Raw genomic sequence first — 17,753 nt, forward strand, 5'->3', positions numbered from 1 at the left:
GTTCCCAGCATGGAGTTTGAATCAGATATTCCTCCAATTGGGAATCCCGATTCCGGTAAAAAACAACATGCTCTAGCGGAACCGCTTATGTCAATCCTGATTGCGAGTAGCTCGCAACTGGGGTGGGGCGACTGTGGGAGTGCGGCGTAAGATCGACGATTTAAGAGTGGTCCGCAATGAAATTGCAAATGCATCGCAATTGCATCTCCCTGGTTCCAGTCGACGATCCCAGGTGTCAGTGGTGGTGGGCTTGGTGGCTGCGTTTCTGGTTTCCGCGCCTGCCGCCGCTGACGACGCCGCTTCGCTGAACGGCATTCCCCCGTCGTCGATGGCGACCAGCCTGCCGGACGAGGGCGATCCCACCGGCGTGCGCAAATGGCTCGCGGAACGCGGGATCAGTTATGGGCTGATCTACACCGGCGAAGCGTTGCGCAATCTGTCCGGAGGCGTGCGGCGCGGTGGGCTCTATGAGGGCAAGCTCGAGGCCTTCGTCGCGGCCGACCTGGAGAAGCTCGCGGGGTGGTCAGGGCTGGGTTTCTTCGCCAACGCCTTCCAGATTCATCATACGGCGGGGCTGCGCGACCAGCATTTCGAGAGCCTGATCACGATCAGCAACATCGAGGCTGTTCCGTCGACACGGTTGTCCGAGCTATGGCTGGAGCAGAAATTGTTCGACGATCGCTTCAGCATCCGCCTCGGCCAGCTTGCGGCGGACACCGAGTTCTTCGTCAGCGACTACAGCAAGACGCTCATCAGCAGCGATTGGCCGACAATCGCCGGCGGCAATTTGCCGAGTGGCGGTCCCGCTTATCCTCTCGCAACGCCCGGCATCCGGCTGAAATTCGATCCCAGCCCGAGCTGGACGACCCTGGTCGGATTGTTCAACGGCGATCCAGGCGGGCAGGCGACCGTCAATCGCGCCGGCACCAATTTCCGCGTGAACGATCCGCCCTTGCTGATGGGGGAATTGCAGTATCGCTACAATCAGGACAAGGATTCGCGCGGGCTGGCCGGCACGCTGCGGCTTGGCGGATGGCACCATTTCGGGATGTTCGCGGACATGAGGTTCGACGATGCCGGCCTTTCGCAGGCGAGCCCGTTCAGCAGCGGGAACGCTCGTCTGTTTCGCGGGTCGAGCGGCATCTACGGCATCATTGATCAGCAGATCTGGCGCCCCGAGGGCGGGGATGCCGCAAGCGGCATCGCCGTGTTCAGCCGGATCTCGGGCACTCCATCGGATCGCAACCTGATCGACTTCTTCGTCGACACCGGAATCGTGTTCTCAGGACTGCTGCCCGGCAGACCTGACGACAAGTTCGGAGCGTCGTTCATCTGCGCGCATATATCCGATCGGGCGCGCGCGCTCGATCGCGACATCATCGACCTGACTGGAGTCCATCAGCCGCTTAGAGATTTCGAGCTCACGATTGAGCTCTCCTACCAGGCTCAGATCAAGCCAGGCTGGACGCTTCAGCCTGTCTTTGAATACATCGTCCATCCCGGTGGACACGTTCCCGATCCGATCTTGCCGAATTCGCCGGTGAAGAGCGGGGCACTGATCGGCGTACGCAGCACGATCGCGTATTAGCGAGCCGTCGGCGGCGGAGATCGCAGCCCGCGGCAAACAAAACGGCGCCATCAGAACGATGGCGCCGCCTCGAATTTCGCAGAAAGCTTGAAGCTTACTTCCGCTTGTCGATCGGGACGTATTCGCGGCGGGCGACGCCGGTGTAGAGCTGGCGCGGACGGCCGATCTTCTGCTGCGGATCTTCGATCATCTCGCTCCACTGGCTGATCCAGCCGACGGTGCGGGCGACCGCGAACAGCACGGTGAACATGTCGACCGGGAAACCCATCGCCTTCAGCGTGATGCCCGAATAGAAGTCCACGTTCGGATAGAGCTTGCGGTCGATGAAGTACTGGTCGCTGAGCGCGATCTTCTCCAGCTCCATCGCCACCTTCAGCATCGGATCGTCGCCGTGACCGGTCTCCTTCAGCACGGCATGACACATCTTCTGCATGATCTTGGCGCGTGGATCGTAGTTCTTGTAGACGCGGTGGCCAAAGCCCATCAGGCGGACTTCGCTGTTCTTGTCCTTCACCTTGGCGATGAAGTCCGGAATGTTCTCGACCTTACCGATGCCGTACAGCATGTTCAGCGCGGCTTCGTTGGCGCCGCCATGCGCCGGGCCCCACAGGCAGGCGATGCCGGCCGCGATGCAGGCGAACGGGTTGGCGCCCGAAGAGCCGGCGATGCGCACCGTGGAGGTCGACGCATTCTGCTCGTGGTCGGCGTGCAGGATGAAGATCTTCTCCAGCGCGTCGGCGAGCACCGGGTTGATCTTGTATTCCTCGCAAGGCACGCCGAAGCACATATTGAGGAAGTTCTCGGCGAACTTCAGCGAGTTCTTCGGATACATGAAGGGCTGGCCGATGGTGTATTTGTAGGCCATCGCCGCCAGCGTCGGGATCTTCGCGATCATGCGCATGGAAGCGATCATGCGCTGCTGCGGATCATTGATGTCGGTGGAGTCGTGGTAGAACGCGGCGAGTGCGCCGACGGCAGCGACCATGATCGCCATCGGATGGGCGTCGCGGCGGAAGCCCTGGAAGAAGCGCGCCATCTGTTCGTGCACCATCGTATGATGGGTGACGCGGTAGTCGAAATCCTTCTTTTGCGCCGGAGTCGGAAGCTCCCCGTAGAGCAGGAGATAGCAGGTCTCCAGGAAGTCGCCGTGCTCGGCGAGTTGCCCGATCGGATAGCCGCGGTATTCGAGGATACCGGCGTCGCCGTCGATGTAGGTGATCTTGGACTGGCAGCTCCCCGTCGAGGTGAAGCCCGGGTCGTAGGTGAACACGCCGGCCTGGTTGTACAGCTTGCCGATGTCGATGACATCAGGGCCGACGGTGCCACTCAGGATCGGGAAATCGTAGGTCTTGTTGCCGATCGTGAGGGTAGCTGTTTTGCTGCTGGATTGTGCGTCCATCGTGTAGTCCCCGATGAATTTGTTGCGAAAATCGAGCCTGCCCGAGTTGCCGTTTCTACGGCGGATGTCGGGACAAGCCGGATTGTCTAGAAGGCCTCGCGGAATGCGTAGCTTATTGCCCTGTGCGCTGCAAGGTGGACCCTCGGAGGGGCATGGCAGGGGGCTTACGCAGCCGACTGATCGCCCAGCCGGGCAAGACTTTCCTCCCGCCCCAATACCGCCAGGACATCGAAAATACCCGGCGAGGTGGTGCGTCCCGTCAATGCCACCCGGAGCGGCTGGGCGACGGCGCCGAGCTTGAGATTGTTCTGCTCCGCGAAATTCCGCATGGCGGCTTCCGTGGTCTCCAGCCGCCAGTCGGTGACCGTCTCCAGCGCCGCGCGAAGCTTGCCGATCAGCGCGCGCGTTTCCGGCGTCAGCAGCGCGGCGGCCTTTGGCTCGATCTGGATCGGCCGGTCGGCGAAGATGAAAGAGGCGCCCGCGATCAATTCGAGCAGCGTCTTGGCGCGCTCCTTCAGGCTCGGCATCGCCCGCAGCAATTGCGCGCGCGTCTCCTCGTTGAGCTTGGCCTTGATGGCGGCGCCGTCGGGAACGTAGTCCAGCACGTTCTCGAACTGCGTCACGAGAGATTGATCGTCGCTGTGCCGGATATAGTGGCCGTTGAGGTTCTCCAGCTTGGCGAAGTCGAACCGCGCCGCTGAACGGCCGATCGACGGCAGGTCGAACGCCTCGATCATCTCCTGCGTGGAGAATATCTCCTGGTCGCCATGGCTCCAGCCGAGCCGGACCAGGTAGTTGCGCAGCGCCGCCGGCAGGTAGCCCATCGCCCGGTAGGCATCGACGCCGAGCGCGCCGTGGCGCTTGGAGAGCTTTGAGCCGTCGGGGCCATGGATCAGCGGGATATGGGACATGCTCGGGATGTTCCATTCCAGTGCGTCGTAGATCTGCTTCTGGCGCGCGGCGTTGATCAGGTGATCGTCGCCGCGGATGACATGTGTCACGCCCATGTCGTGGTCGTCGACCACCACCGCGAGCATGTAGGTCGGCGTGCCGTCGCCGCGCAGCAGGACGAGGTCGTCGAGGTTCTCGTTCTGCCAGACCACGCGGCCCTGGACCTGATCCTCGATCACGGTCTCGCCGGTCAGGGGCGCCTTCAGCCGGATCGTGGGTTTCATCCCGGCCGGCGCGTCGGCCGGATCACGGTCGCGCCACATTCCGTCGTAGAGGCGGGTGCGGCCCTCGGCGCGCGCTTTCTCGCGCATGGCGGCAAGTTCCTCTGCCGTGGCGTAGCAGCGATAGGCGCGCCCGGCGGCGAGCAACTGCTCGGCGACCTCGCGGTGGCGGGCGGCGCGGCTGAACTGGTAGATGACCTCGCCGTCCCAATTCAGCTCGAGCCAGGTCAGGCCATCCAGGATGGCCTCGATCGCCTCCTTGGTGGAGCGCTCGCGGTCGGTGTCCTCGATCCGGAGCAGCATCTTGCCGCCGTGCTTCCTGGCATAGAGCCAGTTGAACAGCGCGGTGCGGGCACCCCCGATATGGAGGAAGCCGGTCGGCGAGGGGGCGAAGCGTGTGACGACGGAATCAGACATGACCGGATGCGAACTCGGGCTTGAACGGCGCTGGTGTATAGCAGGAACAACGCATAACTAAAGCCTTGGCCTTACCAAAGCCTTGGCTGTCCACTTGGGCTGTCCCAAGGCAGCCTCGAAAGCGGCAGCCTCGAAAGCGGCAGCCTCGAAAGCGGCGGCCTCGAAAGCGGGCTTGGCGGGCCGGGGCGAATTTGGCAGAAGGGCGGCTGATCCCTTTTTTGAGCATGATCTTTCGGGAAAGCGGCTTCCGGTTTTCTGGACCATGCATAGGAACCCTCGATGACGACAGAACCAGTGGCGGCAGAAGCGGTGGCGGCGGAGACCGGACGCGATTTCATTCGCGACATCGTCCAGGCTGACCTCGCGTCAAAGACGCACAGCCACGTCGTGACGCGCTTCCCGCCGGAGCCGAACGGCTACCTGCACATCGGCCACGCCAAGTCGATCGCACTTAACTTCGGCATCGCGCAGGAGTTTCCCGGCCACTGCAACCTGCGCTTCGACGACACCAATCCGACCAAGGAGGAGCAGGAATATATCGACTCGATCCAGGCCGACGTGCGCTGGCTCGGCTACGACTGGGGCGATAACCTCTATTTCGCCTCCGACTATTTCGAGCGCCTCTACGAATGGGCCGAGGAACTGATCAAGCAGGGCGATGCCTATGTCGACGACCAGAGCCAGGAGGAGATTCGCCTCGCGCGCGGCACGCTGACCGAGCCCGGCAAGAACTCGCCCTATCGCGACCGCTCGGTAGAGGAGAACCTCGACCTGTTCCGCCGCATGAAGGCCGGCGAGTTCCCGAACGGCGCGCGCGTGCTGCGGGCCAAGATCGACATGGCCTCGGGCAACATCAACATGCGCGACCCGGTGCTGTACCGGATTCTGCACGCACACCATCCGCGCACCGGCGACACATGGTCGATCTATCCGAGCTATGACTATGCCCACGGGCAGTCGGACGCGATCGAGGGCGTCACGCACTCGATCTGCACGCTCGAATTCGAGGATCATCGCCCGCTCTATGAATGGCTGCTCGACAAGCTGCCGGTGCCGTCCAAGCCCAGGCAGTACGAATTTGCGCGCCTGAACCTGACCTATACGCTGCTCTCCAAGCGCGTGCTGACCCAACTCGTGCGCGAGGGACATGTCGCCGGCTGGGACGATCCCCGCATGCCCACGATTGCAGGCTTGAAGCGGCGCGGCGTGCCGCCAGCGGCGATCCGCGAGTTCATCAAGCGGATCGGCGTGGCCAAGTCCAACAGCGTCGTCGACGTCGGCATGCTGGAGTTCTGCATCCGCGAGGAGCTGAACCGCACCGCGCTCCGGCGCATGGCGGTGCTGCGGCCGCTCAAGGTGGTGATCGAGAACTATCCGGAAGGGCAGGTTGAGGAGATCGAGGCGATCAACCACCCCGACGATCCCACGGCCGGCACCCGCAAGATCGCCTTCGGCCGCGAGCTCTATATCGAGCGCGACGACTTCATGGAGAACCCGCCGAAGAAATTCTTCCGCCTCTCGCCGGGCACCGAAGTGCGGCTACGCTATGCCTATTTCATCAAGTGCACCGGCGTCATCAAGAACGACGCCGGTGAGATCGTCGAGCTGCGCTGCACCTATGATCCCGCGACCAAGGGCGGCAACGCCCCCGACGGCCGCAAGGTGAAGGCGACCATGCACTGGCTGCCGGCGGCGCAGTCGAAACCGGCCGAGATCCGCATCTACAACCAGCTCTTCGCGACGCCCAGTCCGGACGCCGGCAACTTCGCCGCCGACCTTAATCCGCAGTCGCTGGAAGTGCTGACGGACGCGCGCATCGAGCCGGCGATCGCCGAGAGCAATTCGAACGAGGTAATGCAGTTCGAGCGCCAGGGCTATTTCGTGCGCGATGCCGACTCGACGTCGGACAAGATGGTGTTCAACCGCACCATTGGACTCCGCGATACCTTCGCCAAGGAAGTCAGCGGCAAGAGCTAGGGGCGGGCGAGATGCAGGGCGAAGCCGAGGAGATCGTCTCCGCCATCATGGCAAAATGGTCCGCCGGCTTCAGCAGGCTGGATGCCGCAGCACTCGCTTCGCTCTATTCGGAGCGCGCGTTCTTCTTCGGCTCCAATCCGACGCTCTATCGCGGCAGGGAAGGGGTTGAGGCCTACTTCAACGGCCTGCCGCGATGGCGCTCGCCGACCGTTCAGTTCTCTGACGTGCGCGCGGCGCAGGTCAGCCCTGATCTCATCAACATGGCTGGCACCGCGTCGTTCTTTCTGGGTGAGAGTGATCCGACGCTCTCAGTCAAGATCACCTGGGTCATCGTTCGTGAAGACGGCGACTGGAAAATCGCCAGCCATCACGTTTCATCGAAGACGCCGCTGATTGACCAATAGGCCGGTCACCCGGGCGGTCGTCGCTAGATGTCGTAATAGAGGTGGAACTCGTACGGATGCGGGCGTAGCCGGATTGGATCGACCTCTTTCTTCCGCTTGTAGTCGAGCCAGGTTTCGATCACGTCGGCGGTGAAGACGTCGCCACGGAGCAGGAAGGCGTGATCGCGCTCGAGCGCGTCGAGTGCCTGGTCCAGCGATCCGGGCGTCGACTTCACATCCTTCGCCTCGGCGGGCGGCAGGTCGTAAAGATTCTTGTCGATCGGGCTGCCCGGGTCGATCCGGTTGTTGATGCCGTCGAGGCCGGCCATCAGCATCGCGGAGAAAGCCAGATAGGGATTGCACGAAGGATCCGGCGAGCGGAACTCGACGCGCTTGGCCTTCGGGTTCGGCGAATACATCGGAATGCGGCAGCAGGCCGAGCGGTTGCGCTGGGAGTAGACCAGGTTGATCGGGGCCTCATAGCCCGGCACCAGGCGCCGATAGGAGTTCGTGGTGGGCGCGCAAAGCCCGCACAGCGCCCAGGCGTGGGTCAGGAGACCGCCGATATAGTAGCGGGCAAGCTGGCTCAGCTCGGCATAGTCGCCCCTGTCGTAGAACAGATTGGTCTCGCCCTTCCATAGCGACTGGTGAACGTGCATCCCTGAAGCGTTGTCCTCGAACAGCGGTTTGGGCATGAACGTCGCGGTCATGCCATGCTGCTTCGCGGTGTTCTTCACCACGTATTTGTAGATCATCAGATTGTCCGCCATGCGCGTGAGCGTGGTGAAGCGCATGTCGATCTCGTTCTGGCCGCCGGTCGCGACTTCATGGTGATGGGCTTCGATCTGGATGCCGAGTTCTTCCATCGTCAGCACCATTTCGGCGCGGAGATCCTGCATGCTGTCGGTGGGGGGAACGGGAAAGTATCCTTCTTTCGGGCGCGGCTTGTGGCCCAGATTCGGCACTTCCTCCTTGCCCGTGTTCCAACTGCCTTCACCGGAATCGATTTCGTGGAAGGCGTAATTGATGCCCTGTCCGTAGCGGACGTCGTCGAACACGAAGAATTCCGCCTCCGGACCGAAGTAGCTCGTATCGGCGCGCCCGGTGCCTTTCAGATGGGTTTCGGCCTTCTGGGCGATGTAGCGAGCATCGCGGCTATAGGATTGACCGGTCACGGGATCGCGGATGTTACAAATCAGGACCAGGGTCGATGCCAGCGAATACGGGTCGAGGAAAGCCGTGGTCGGATCCGCGACGACAAGCATGTCGCTTTCCTGGATTTCCTGAAAGCCGCGGATCGATGAGCCGTCGAAGCCAATGCCCTCGCTGAGAGCATCGATACTCGCCGCGCTCGGCGGGACGGAAAAATGCTGCCACACCCCCGGCAGGTCGGTGAAGCGCAGGTCGATCATCTGCACCTTCTCATCGGTGATCGCCTTCACGAGATCTTCGGCTGTCGTACATCTGGGAAACATGGCTTCGCTCCTGTCATGGAGAGCCGGTCACTAGAGGTCATGTTGTCGCTCCGCCGCGCGTTAAAGCGGCTTGCGACGAATCCTGCGCCACGTTCGCGGTTGCCGCACCGGAGCGTCAGCTTTGGTGCGGCCCGCGCATCAGCTTCATGGCGTCTTCGATATGCCGCCAGGTCTTGGCGAGTTCGACCTCGCCCTTTGCCTCGAGCTCAATGGCATTCTGCGCAGCTTCCGCAATGGCCTTGGCGCCATGTGCTTCCAAGAGCTGCCGCGCATAATCGTGGATTTCGATTTCTCGCATGGCGTCATGCTCCTCTCGTTCTGGACGCAACCTTGAATTCCGGTCGGGCCGAGAGCCGTAGACGTTGACACCTGATTGAGCGCAGCAGTTTGCATCCTGCTGCGGCGCACTTGCAAGCGTGCTTTCCGGGTGGTGGGCGGCGGGAAGCGGCTCCGGAACACGAAGAGCCGCAACACAACGCAGGTCAGGCGGGATGTCTTTCCGGCGCCGCGCCGCGTGACCATATGCATGGGAGAGGGGAGGTGAGCGTCATGCGCATTCAACACTGGCAGGACGTTGCCAGCTTGTTGGTGGGTGTGTGGCTGGTCGGGTCGCCGTTTGCCCTGGGCTTCGGCGGAGCGGCCGTCTGGATCACCATCGCGCTTGGGTTGGCTGTCATCCTGTTTGCCGTCGAGGCATTTGTCATTCCGTCCTATCTGGAGGAATGGGGAGAGATGCTGCTCGGACTGGCTCTGCTCTTGGCACCGTGGACGGTCGGCTACGAGCAGGTCTCGGCGACGGTAAGCAGCGTGCTGTCGGGCATGCTGGTGATCCTCTTGGCCGGCTGGGAGCTGCTGACGGATCGTGATTTCACCGCCTGGTGGCACGATCGCTGGCATCACCGCGCCGGCTGAGAAGGCGGGTTTGTCCGAGCCATCGGTCCGACCGCTACGCGGTAGCGGCCGGCGCGAGGGGATTGTTGCGGCAGAGGTGTCGACCCGCTCCTGCCGGATGTTGGATTCCCCCGCCACAGGGCTTGGTAGCCCCGCGGCAAGGGCTATTGGGCGTCACGATGCGGTTCTCGGTTCGACCTGCCCCCAGATGCTGGTCTTGTTCGTTTCCGGCATCAGGAAAACGGCGAGCACGAAGCAGATCGCAGGAACTAGGACCGGATAGATCAGCGCGTAGCCGACGCTGCCAGTGGCGGCGAAAGCCGCCGAGGTGATGAACGGCACCAAGCCGCCGCCCCAGCCATTGCCGATGTGATACGGCACCGACACCGACGTGTACCGGATTCTGCTGGGGAAGAACTCCGCAAGGAACGCGCCGACCGGCCCGTACACCATCCCGACGTAACAGACGAGGATGAAGATGATGAAGATTGCGATCGGATAGTTGATGTTTCCGGGGTGCGTGACCGTTCCGAGCCACAGATACAGCGGATAATAGGTGATCGCGGCAAGCAGCATGCCTCCCAGGATCACCGGTTTGCGGCCGATCAGGTCCGACAGCCAGCCAAAGAAGATCAGGCTCGGCGTCGCAAGTAGCAGCGCAGCCCCGACGATGTACGACGAGGTCAGCGCGTCCACCTTGGAGACCTGCTGCAGGAAGTACAGCGCCCAGAACTGACCGCTGTACCACACCACGCCCTGTCCGATCAGGACGATGATGGCGATTCCGATGTATTTGATGTTCGAGCTAAGGAACGCCTCCTTCCAGGGATTCCTGGTCATCTGCCCGCGGGCCTTGATCTCCTGGAAGATCGGCGTCTCCTGGAGCTGGAGGCGGATGTAGATGGCGATGGCCACCAGCAGGAATGACAGCAGGAACGGAACGCGCCATCCCCATTCGTTGAAGGCCTGATCGCCAAAATAGATCCGGGTCAGAATGATCACGGCCAGCGACACCACGATCCCGAGCGTCGGCGAGGTCTGGAGCCAGCCTGTGTAGTAGCCGCGTCTGTCGTCGGGCACATGCTCGGCAACATAGGTGATGGCGCCGCCATATTCGCCACCGAGGCACAGGCCCTGGATCATGCGCAGCCCGAACAGCACGAACGCTGCGGTGAGACCGATCGATTGATAGGTCGGGATCAGGCCGATCGCGCCCGTTCCCAGTCCCATTCCGGTGAGCGTGATGAGGAACGTGTACTTGCGGCCGACCCGGTCGCCCATCCATCCGAAGAGGAATGCTCCGAGCGGACGGATCAGGAATCCTGCAGTGAACAGGGCGATCGTGCTCAGCAGGGCTGCGACGGGGTGGGATTGTTCGAAGAACTTGACCGACAGAACGGCGGCCAGGCTGCCAAAGATATAGAAGTCATACCATTCGATGATGTTTCCGACCGACGCGGCAACGATCACCCGGCGAAAATCGCTCGGTACTTGAATTGCCATGTGCTGCTCCTTTGGTTCAAAGGCTTCTCCTCGCGTTTTTCAGCGCTCTGTTCGCTCGCGGAGTGCGCGTGATGCGTGACGCTACAGGCCTGATTTGCGAGTTGCGTCCGCAACGCCGGTCTCAGGGAAGCCTTGAACCACCTGAGAAGGGCTCCAGCGGTCTTCGAACCGCGAGCCACCACTGCCTCTTTCCCATCTGTCCGGGTTGAGGCGTGACGGTACTCTAATCCTCAATGGGACTGTGGCCTTATGAGACTTTCGGCTCAATCGGGCTTGGAGCGCTAACATCGGATACGCGCCGGCAGGGCGTCCTTTCCTCCGTATTCCGCATCTGTTCCGCTATCCCGCGGATACCCGGTTCCGGTAGCTTTGTTGAAGCAGGAATACTCCAGGGCGCAGGATGTCGGACGAGGGCAGGACGCCGGGCGGCAGGCGCGGCTATGCCGGCACCTGGCCGCCCCGCGAGGCGGTGGCGCCGGCGGGTGGTTATGCCCCGATCGGCGTCGGCGCCTGGCCGCCAATCGTCGAGACGTTGCGCCAGTGGGTCCGGGCGGAAGCGGGCGCCGGACGGCTTCTGCCCTGGGTGCCGGTCGCGTTCGGCTGCGGCATCGCGCTTTACTTCGCCGCCGACCATGAGCCAGTGCTGTCGGTCGCGGTCATCGTGGCTATCGCGCTATGCGCTGTCGCGTTCCTGCTCAGGCGGCGGCAGGCGTTCGCTGCCGCCGTCATCATTGCCGCCGTTGCGACGGGTTTTGCGGTTGCCACCTGGCGCACCGCGCGGGTCGCACATGGCGTGCTGGCGCGGCCGATGTTTTCGGTGTCGCTCACCGGATTTGTCGAGACACGTGACATCCGCGAGCGTACCGACCGTTTCGTGCTGCGCGTCGCGAGCATCGAAAGCCAGCGCGGCGCGCCGAAGCTCGAGCGTGTCAGGCTGTCGGTGAAGAAGGGCACTGCCCCTGACGTCGGCAGCTTCGTCGAATTGAAGGCACGGCTGCAGCCGCCGCTCGCTCCCTTACGGCCCGGCAGCTACGATTTCAGCCGCGATCTCTATTTCCAGGGCATCGGCGCCTCCGGTTTCGTACTCGGCGCGATCAAGACGACGGCGTCGCCGGAAGGCCGCGGATTTGCGCTGCGCTATGCGGCGTTCATGCAAGGCATGCGCGATGCGATCGATGCGCGGATCCGCAACGTGCTCGAAGGCGACAATCGCGCGATCGCGACCGCACTCCTGACCGGCCGGCGCGATGCGATCTCCGAGCCGGTGAATGATGCGATGTTCATCTCGGGGCTCGGCCACGTACTCTCGATCTCGGGCTATCACATGGCGGTGGTCGCGGGCGTGGTCTTCTTCGCAGTCCGCGCCTTGCTCGCACTGTTCCCGGTGCTCACTGTGGGCTTTCCGATCAAGAAATGGTCCGCCGCGGCGGCGCTGGTCGCTGCCGCCTTCTATCTGCTGCTGTCGGGAGCGGAGGTCGCGACGCAGCGCTCGTTCTTCATGACTGCGGTGGTGCTGATCGCCGTCATGGTGGACCGCCGCGCGGTGACGTTCCGGACGCTCGCAGTCGCGGCCATGATCGTGCTCGCGATCGCACCGGAAGCGCTGGTTCATCCGAGCTTTCAAATGTCGTTTGCGGCCACCCTCGGGTTGGTGGCGCTGGTGCAGATTGGCATGCCGCATCTGTTTGCCGCGCCCGATCATTCCGCGACCGCGCGGATCGCGCTGTGGGGCGGGCGCGAGATTGCGATGCTGCTGCTGGCCTCGCTGGTAGCGGGGCTGGCGACCACGCCCTATGCCGCCTTTCACTTCCATCGGGTGGCGCCCTTCGGCGTGCTTGCCAATCTGGCGGCGATGCCGGTGGTGTCGGCGCTGGTGATGCCGGCTGGGCTGCTTGGCCTGCTGGCGATGCCGTTCGGCTTCGATGGCGTGTTCTGGGCGATCATGGGCAGCGGCATCGACTGGATGATCGTGGTTGCGCAATGGGTCGCCGCGCTGCCGGGCGCAGTCGGCCACGTCAGTGCGTTCGGGATCGGCCCGCTGATCGCCGCGAGCCTGGGCGTCATCCTGCTCGGGCTGTTGCGCACGCCGCTGCGCTTCGCCGGCGCGGCGGTGCTTCTCATTGCGGTGGTCTGGGCGGTGAGGGCGCCGCAACCCGACATCCTGATTTCCGGCGACGGCCGCAATGTCGCCGTTCGCGGCGGTGACGGGCGGTTGCACCTGATGCGGACCGCGAAGGACGCGTTTCTCGCCAAGGAGTGGCTTGCCGCGGATGCCGATGCCCGCAGCGCGAGCGATCCTTCGCTCACGGAGGGCGTGTCCTGCGATGAGAGCGGCTGCGTGACCTCTGTGGCCGGTGGCGCGTTCATCGCGCTCACGCAGCGATCCGAGGCGCTCGCGGACGATTGCGAACGGGCGGTGCTGATCGTGACCGCACGGCCGGTGCCACAAGGCTGTGCGGCGGCGGTCATCGATGCCGAGCGCCTGCGGCGGCAGGGCGGGCTGGCGCTGCGGCGGAACCGGAACGGCTTCGTCATCGATGCGGTCAAGCCCGCCGGCCTCGACCGGCCGTGGTCGCCTGCGGTGTCAGGCGAAGGCGAACCCGAGACCACGATCCGGATCCAAGGGGCACCCGCGCTGCGCGCCATCGATGCGACCCCGTCCGAGTCCGACCTGCAGCCGGAAGACTGAGCGCTCCCGTCAATCTCCACCGGCGTTGGCCGGCAGCTCGAAGGCGCCGAGCCGAAATTCGTCGGGACCGCCCGAATGCGACGGCACTTGCACGAGCGTGAAGCTCGCATCCGGAAATCGCTCCCAGATCGCGAGATCTTCCGCTGCGACGGTGAGCCAGCCGAACCTGAACATGTATCGGCCGGGCTGGGCCACCCGTCCGGCTTTTTGCCATGTGATCTTGGTGACCACCGATCATGCCCCTTGCGAATAGTTCAACAAAACCACATCTGCCCCGGGATGGCCTCCGGGGCCGCTCGAATACTTTGCTTTTCACCCGCGGCAACGTCCCGCCGGCCGAGACCGGCGGCGCACGCTGCCCGAAGCTCTCAGCCGATGAACAGCGGGTTCGGCGCGGGGCGCTGGTCGACCGCCTTCGGTGCCGGCTCTGCAACATGATGCGTCACGGGCAATTGCAGCACGGTCGCCCGCTGCCCTTCGCAGAGCTGGGTCACCAGCACATGGCTGCCATCGGGGAAGTCGATCGCGTCGTGATGACGATCCCGAATATGCGCATCGATCTGGTTGAACTTGCCGACACGGAAGCCGGTCGTCTTGGTCCAGATCCAGCGATTGTCGTAGCGGACGTTATCGGCGAACGCGAGTTCGGTCCCGGGAAGCATGCAGACTGCGACCGTCGGATCGCTTTCCGAAGCGAAGCCGCGGGTCGAGGTACCGCGGAAGGTGGTGGTGATAAGCGTCTCTCCAACCTGGGCGGGACGCGTCGCCACGGCATGCAGGCTATAGTCACACATCGGATTGCTCCTCATTCGAGATAGCCGACCCGGCCTGGGAAGAGGCGCAGGCCTCTATCAGAGTGGACGATAACTTATAAGCCTCTGCTCCGTTCTTGGCATTTGTACGGCCCGCGCCCTCTAGCCGTTCACAAACACGATAGGAGGCGCTGCCGCACATCTCCTTGCACCGAGAGTGCCCCGGCGAACTTACCGGGGCTCTTATTCTAATCACTCTAAATCGTTCTTGTCAGTGTCCTTGAGGGCAGATCACCCACCAAAGTACCAGACGAGCTGCTGCGTCCTCGTCGGCTCAGTACTTGCGATAAAGCCCGATCAGCTTGCCCTGGATCCGCACCCGGTTCGGCGGCAGGATGCGGACTTCGTAGGCCGCATTGGCAGGCTCAAGCGCGATTGACGCGCCGCGGCGCCGGAAGCGCTTCAGCGTCGCTTCCTCCTCATCGATCAGCGCCACCACGATGTCGCCGGTGTTGGCGGTGTCGTTACGCTGGATCAGCGCCATGTCGCCGTCGAGGATGCCGGCCTCGACCATGGAATCGCCGCGCACCTCGAGCGCATAATGCTCGCCGGAGCCGAGCATGTCGGGCGGCACGCTGATGGTGTGGCTGCGGGTCTGCAGCGCCTCGATCGGCGTACCCGCCGCGATCCGGCCCATCACGGGAACGGCGACGGGACGGTTGCCATCGTCTTCGGCCACGGCCGCGCTGGTCGTGCGCTTGCCGAGCGTGCCCTCGATGACGCTCGGCGTGAAGCCGCGGCGGCCGTTGCCGGCGGCGGAGAGCTCAGGCAGTTTGATCACCTCGATCGCGCGGGCGCGGTTCGGCAGGCGGCGGATGAAGCCCCGTTCCTCCAGCGCCGTGATCAGGCGGTGGATGCCGGACTTCGAGCGCAGGTCGAGCGCGTCCTTCATCTCGTCGAAGGAAGGAGGCACGCCGGCCTCTTTCAGCCGTTCGTTGATGAAACGCAGAAGTTCATACTGTTTGCGCGTAAGCATCGCGAGCATTCCCCCGGTTGGTAGCGTCGTTCGATCCGAGACTTGAGAAGAGCTGATCTCGGGAGTCACGCACTCCCATTCGTAGACAGCGAGTTTCGAAACAAATCATGAACGGACACTATATGTTCGATATGTGTTCCGCAACCACTTAATTTCTGGTGAACGCGACCAGAGATGCTCCGGCAGGTGTTGGTCGCAGCGTCATTCAGGCAATCGGAGGATGTCGCAAGGCGCGCCTTTTGCTGCGGCCGGCGCGAATGGCGGACGGATCACAAGTGCCTGCGCCGCAGTGAGATTCCCAAGCAGCGAACTGTCCTGCTTGGTGACCGGCGTTGCGATCAGCGTGCCGTCGTCGCGCTCTTCGAGTAGCGCACGAAGATAATCTTCGCGCTGATCGTTGGCGGCGAGATCGCGGCCGAGCAGGGCGCTTTCCGTCACGTGATGAATCGCCGAGCGGCCGAGCAGGGCCCGAATCAACGGCACCAGGAACAGATAGGCGCAGACATAGGACGACACCGGATTGCCGGGCAGGCCGATCACTCGCATCGCGCCGAGCCGGCCATGCATCATCGGCTTGCCCGGCCGCATCGCGATCTTCCAGAACGCCATGGTCACGCCCTCGGCCTCAAGCGACGGCTTCACGAGGTCATGGTCGCCGACCGAGGCGCCGCCGGTGGTGATGAGGATGTCGGCGCCCGCGGCATGCGCGCGGCGTATGCCGTGGGTGGTGGCGGCAACCGTGTCGGCGGCGACCCCCAGATCGATCGCTTCAGCGCCTTCTGCACGCGCCATCGCCCGCAGCGCATAGCCGTTGGAATAGACGATCTGGCCTGGACCCGGAGAGGTGCCCGGCATCACGAGTTCGTCGCCGGTCGCGAGCACGGCGACCTTGGGTCGGCGCCGCACGGGGAGTTCCGGATAGTTCATCGACGCCGCCAGCGACAGCGCGCGGTCGGTCAGCCGGCTTCCGCGCCTCAGCAGCACGTCACCCTCGCGGAAATCGACGCCGGCGGGCCGGATATGCCGCCCGGCGACAGCGGCCTCGGTGATGGTGATGTGATCGCCATCGACCCGGGTGTCCTCCTGGATCACGACCGCATCGGCGCCGGCGGGAATGACGCCTCCGGTGAAGATCCGTGCCGCTTCCCGCGGACCAAGTTCCCGATCGAACGGCCGGCCCGCGGCGACTTCGCCGATCACCTTCAGCCGCGCGCTCAAGTCGGCGGCATCGGCGGATCGCACCGCATAGCCATCCATCGCCGACATCGCCAGTGGCGGCTGAGTACGCTTTGCCGCGACGTCACGGGCAAGCGTGCGGTGATAGGCGGCATCGAGTGCGACCATCTCTTCCGGCAAAGGTTCCGCGCCGGCGAGAACCGCGGCAAGCGCATCGGCGACCGGCATCAAGGCCACGGGCAACTCCTAAATTCCGAGGGCGAGAAGCGCGTTCGTCACATCATCCGGTGATGTGACGTGAATGGCTGCGAGGCCCATCGCCCGTGCGCCGCGGATGTTCTCGGCGGAATCGTCGAAGAACACGATGCGCGAAGCCGGCACGCCGATCGCCTTTATCACGTAATCATAGGCGTCCGCGTCAGGTTTCCGTAGCCCGATCGTGGAGGAGAAGAAGATCTGACGGAAGTGGCCGAGCACGTCCGAATAGGCTGTCGAGAAATGCTCGATATGAGGCGGATTGGTATTCGAGAACGCATAGAGCGGCAGACGCGTCTTGGCGCGCGCCAGGTGCTCGGCGATTCCCGGCATCTCGCCGGCGAAGATCGCGTTCCAGCCTTCCAGGAACTGGGCGTCGGAGATGCTGATGCCGAGCGACTGCCGCAGGCCTGCGAAGAAGGCGGCGTCATCGATCTTGCCAACCTCGTGATGTCTGTAACTCTCGTCCATGACAAAGCGGGTGGCGAGCTCGCCGGGCTCGCAGCCGGCATGGCCGGCCCAGGTGGTCATCACCTTGCCGAAATCGATATCGAGCACGACGCGGCCGAGGTCGAACAACAGGACATCGGCGGAGCCGGGGGAAAGGGACGGTTGGGTCATGGCGACGGTTGTGTACGAAAATCCCAAGGGGGCGGCAATGTCTTCGTTCGCGGGCCTGCAGGATGGGTAGAGCGAAGCGAAACCCATCGCGATGGAGCAAGCGGTGCGAATGATGGGTTTCGCTTCGCTCTACCCATCCTACGACCGTAGTCCTGGGGAAACGCTCTCTCCACCGTCATTGCGAGCGCAGCGAAGCAATCCATTTCTCCGCAAGTGGCGCGATGGATTGCTTCGCTGCGCTCGCAATGACGGGGATGGGTTCTGATTCAACTTTCAAACAGCATGAGGATGTGAGTCCGCATTCTCGCGGCGTTGTTCGCCCGAGCTTTGCGTTACTCTCGGCCCTCTCATCGAACAGAGGGCGCAGGGAAAGCCGGGTGCCGGTTGCACCCATGGGTCCCGTGCAACAAAAAGCACGG

At 63.4% G+C, this 17,753-nt stretch carries 15 protein-coding genes; 5 read left to right on the forward strand and 10 right to left on the reverse strand.

What is annotated here, in order from left to right; all coding sequences use genetic code 11:
* Positions 1-253 precede the first annotated feature (253 nt).
* On the forward strand, positions 254-1,588 hold the full coding sequence (locus AC5ZGW_RS41990; protein ID WP_245475042.1) for a carbohydrate porin: 1,335 nt from the start codon (positions 254-256) through the stop codon (positions 1,586-1,588).
* Positions 1,589-1,682: 94 nt separating this feature from the next.
* Here the strand turns inward: AC5ZGW_RS41990 and gltA are convergent, their stop codons facing one another.
* Together gltA and gltX are read right to left on the reverse strand one after the other, a co-directional pair.
* Positions 1,683-2,987: a citrate synthase gene (gene gltA, locus AC5ZGW_RS41995; protein ID WP_130229553.1), complete on the reverse strand. Its 1,305-nt coding sequence runs from the start codon at positions 2,985-2,987 to the stop codon at positions 1,683-1,685.
* A 164-nt stretch (positions 2,988-3,151) separates the two neighbouring features.
* Entirely contained in the window at positions 3,152-4,576 is a 1,425-nt protein-coding gene (gltX, locus tag AC5ZGW_RS42000) for a glutamate--tRNA ligase (protein ID WP_130229554.1), read from the reverse strand.
* Positions 4,577-4,855: 279 nt separating this feature from the next.
* On the opposite strand from gltX, the gene AC5ZGW_RS42005 reads away from it, so the two are divergent.
* Both AC5ZGW_RS42005 and AC5ZGW_RS42010 read left to right on the forward strand, forming a co-directional pair.
* Positions 4,856-6,553 (forward strand): glutamine--tRNA ligase/YqeY domain fusion protein, encoded by a 1,698-nt coding sequence (locus AC5ZGW_RS42005; protein ID WP_130229555.1) that lies wholly within the window; start codon positions 4,856-4,858, stop codon positions 6,551-6,553.
* Between the two features lie 11 nt (positions 6,554-6,564).
* Positions 6,565-6,957, forward strand: a complete 393-nt coding sequence (locus AC5ZGW_RS42010) for a YybH family protein (protein WP_130229556.1) — start codon at positions 6,565-6,567, stop codon at positions 6,955-6,957.
* A 23-nt stretch (positions 6,958-6,980) separates the two neighbouring features.
* On the opposite strand, the gene glnA is transcribed toward AC5ZGW_RS42010, so the two are convergent.
* Together glnA and AC5ZGW_RS42020 are read right to left on the reverse strand one after the other, a co-directional pair.
* On the reverse strand, positions 6,981-8,411 hold the full coding sequence (glnA, locus tag AC5ZGW_RS42015; RefSeq protein ID WP_028162741.1) for a type I glutamate--ammonia ligase: 1,431 nt from the start codon (positions 8,409-8,411) through the stop codon (positions 6,981-6,983).
* 115 nt (positions 8,412-8,526) lie between these two features.
* Positions 8,527-8,709, reverse strand: coding sequence for a hypothetical protein (locus tag AC5ZGW_RS42020; protein WP_028162740.1), 183 nt, complete (start codon positions 8,707-8,709; stop codon positions 8,527-8,529).
* Between the two features lie 251 nt (positions 8,710-8,960).
* Between AC5ZGW_RS42020 and AC5ZGW_RS42025 the strand changes: the two genes are divergently transcribed.
* Positions 8,961-9,323: an SPW repeat domain-containing protein gene (locus tag AC5ZGW_RS42025; RefSeq protein ID WP_063623362.1), complete on the forward strand. Its 363-nt coding sequence runs from the start codon at positions 8,961-8,963 to the stop codon at positions 9,321-9,323.
* Between the two features lie 153 nt (positions 9,324-9,476).
* Here the strand turns inward: AC5ZGW_RS42025 and AC5ZGW_RS42030 are convergent, their stop codons facing one another.
* Positions 9,477-10,805, reverse strand: coding sequence for an MFS transporter (locus AC5ZGW_RS42030; RefSeq protein ID WP_130229559.1), 1,329 nt, complete (start codon positions 10,803-10,805; stop codon positions 9,477-9,479).
* Between the two features lie 400 nt (positions 10,806-11,205).
* Between AC5ZGW_RS42030 and AC5ZGW_RS42035 the strand changes: the two genes are divergently transcribed.
* Positions 11,206-13,494, forward strand: a complete 2,289-nt coding sequence (locus AC5ZGW_RS42035) for a ComEC/Rec2 family competence protein (protein WP_130229560.1) — start codon at positions 11,206-11,208, stop codon at positions 13,492-13,494.
* 9 nt (positions 13,495-13,503) lie between these two features.
* Here the strand turns inward: AC5ZGW_RS42035 and AC5ZGW_RS42040 are convergent, their stop codons facing one another.
* The 5 genes from AC5ZGW_RS42040 to AC5ZGW_RS42060 all read right to left on the reverse strand — a co-directional run bounded on the left by AC5ZGW_RS42040 (position 13,504) and on the right by AC5ZGW_RS42060 (position 17,334).
* The gene (locus tag AC5ZGW_RS42040; RefSeq protein ID WP_028162736.1) at positions 13,504-13,725 is read right to left on the reverse strand and encodes a hypothetical protein; all 222 of its coding nucleotides are present in this window, start codon (positions 13,723-13,725) and stop codon (positions 13,504-13,506) included.
* Between the two features lie 137 nt (positions 13,726-13,862).
* A complete protein-coding gene (locus AC5ZGW_RS42045) occupies positions 13,863-14,288 on the reverse strand; it encodes a hypothetical protein (RefSeq protein WP_130229561.1) in 426 nt (141 codons plus the stop codon).
* A gap of 292 nt (positions 14,289-14,580) precedes the next feature.
* Entirely contained in the window at positions 14,581-15,282 is a 702-nt protein-coding gene (lexA, locus tag AC5ZGW_RS42050) for a transcriptional repressor LexA (RefSeq protein ID WP_028162734.1), read from the reverse strand.
* Between the two features lie 201 nt (positions 15,283-15,483).
* Positions 15,484-16,695: a molybdopterin molybdotransferase MoeA gene (locus AC5ZGW_RS42055; RefSeq protein WP_130229562.1), complete on the reverse strand. Its 1,212-nt coding sequence runs from the start codon at positions 16,693-16,695 to the stop codon at positions 15,484-15,486.
* Positions 16,696-16,704: 9 nt separating this feature from the next.
* The gene (locus AC5ZGW_RS42060) at positions 16,705-17,334 is read right to left on the reverse strand and encodes an HAD-IA family hydrolase (RefSeq protein WP_130229563.1); all 630 of its coding nucleotides are present in this window, start codon (positions 17,332-17,334) and stop codon (positions 16,705-16,707) included.
* Positions 17,335-17,753 lie beyond the last annotated feature (419 nt).

It is taken from the genome of Bradyrhizobium sp. Crot121, from assembly GCF_059512385.1.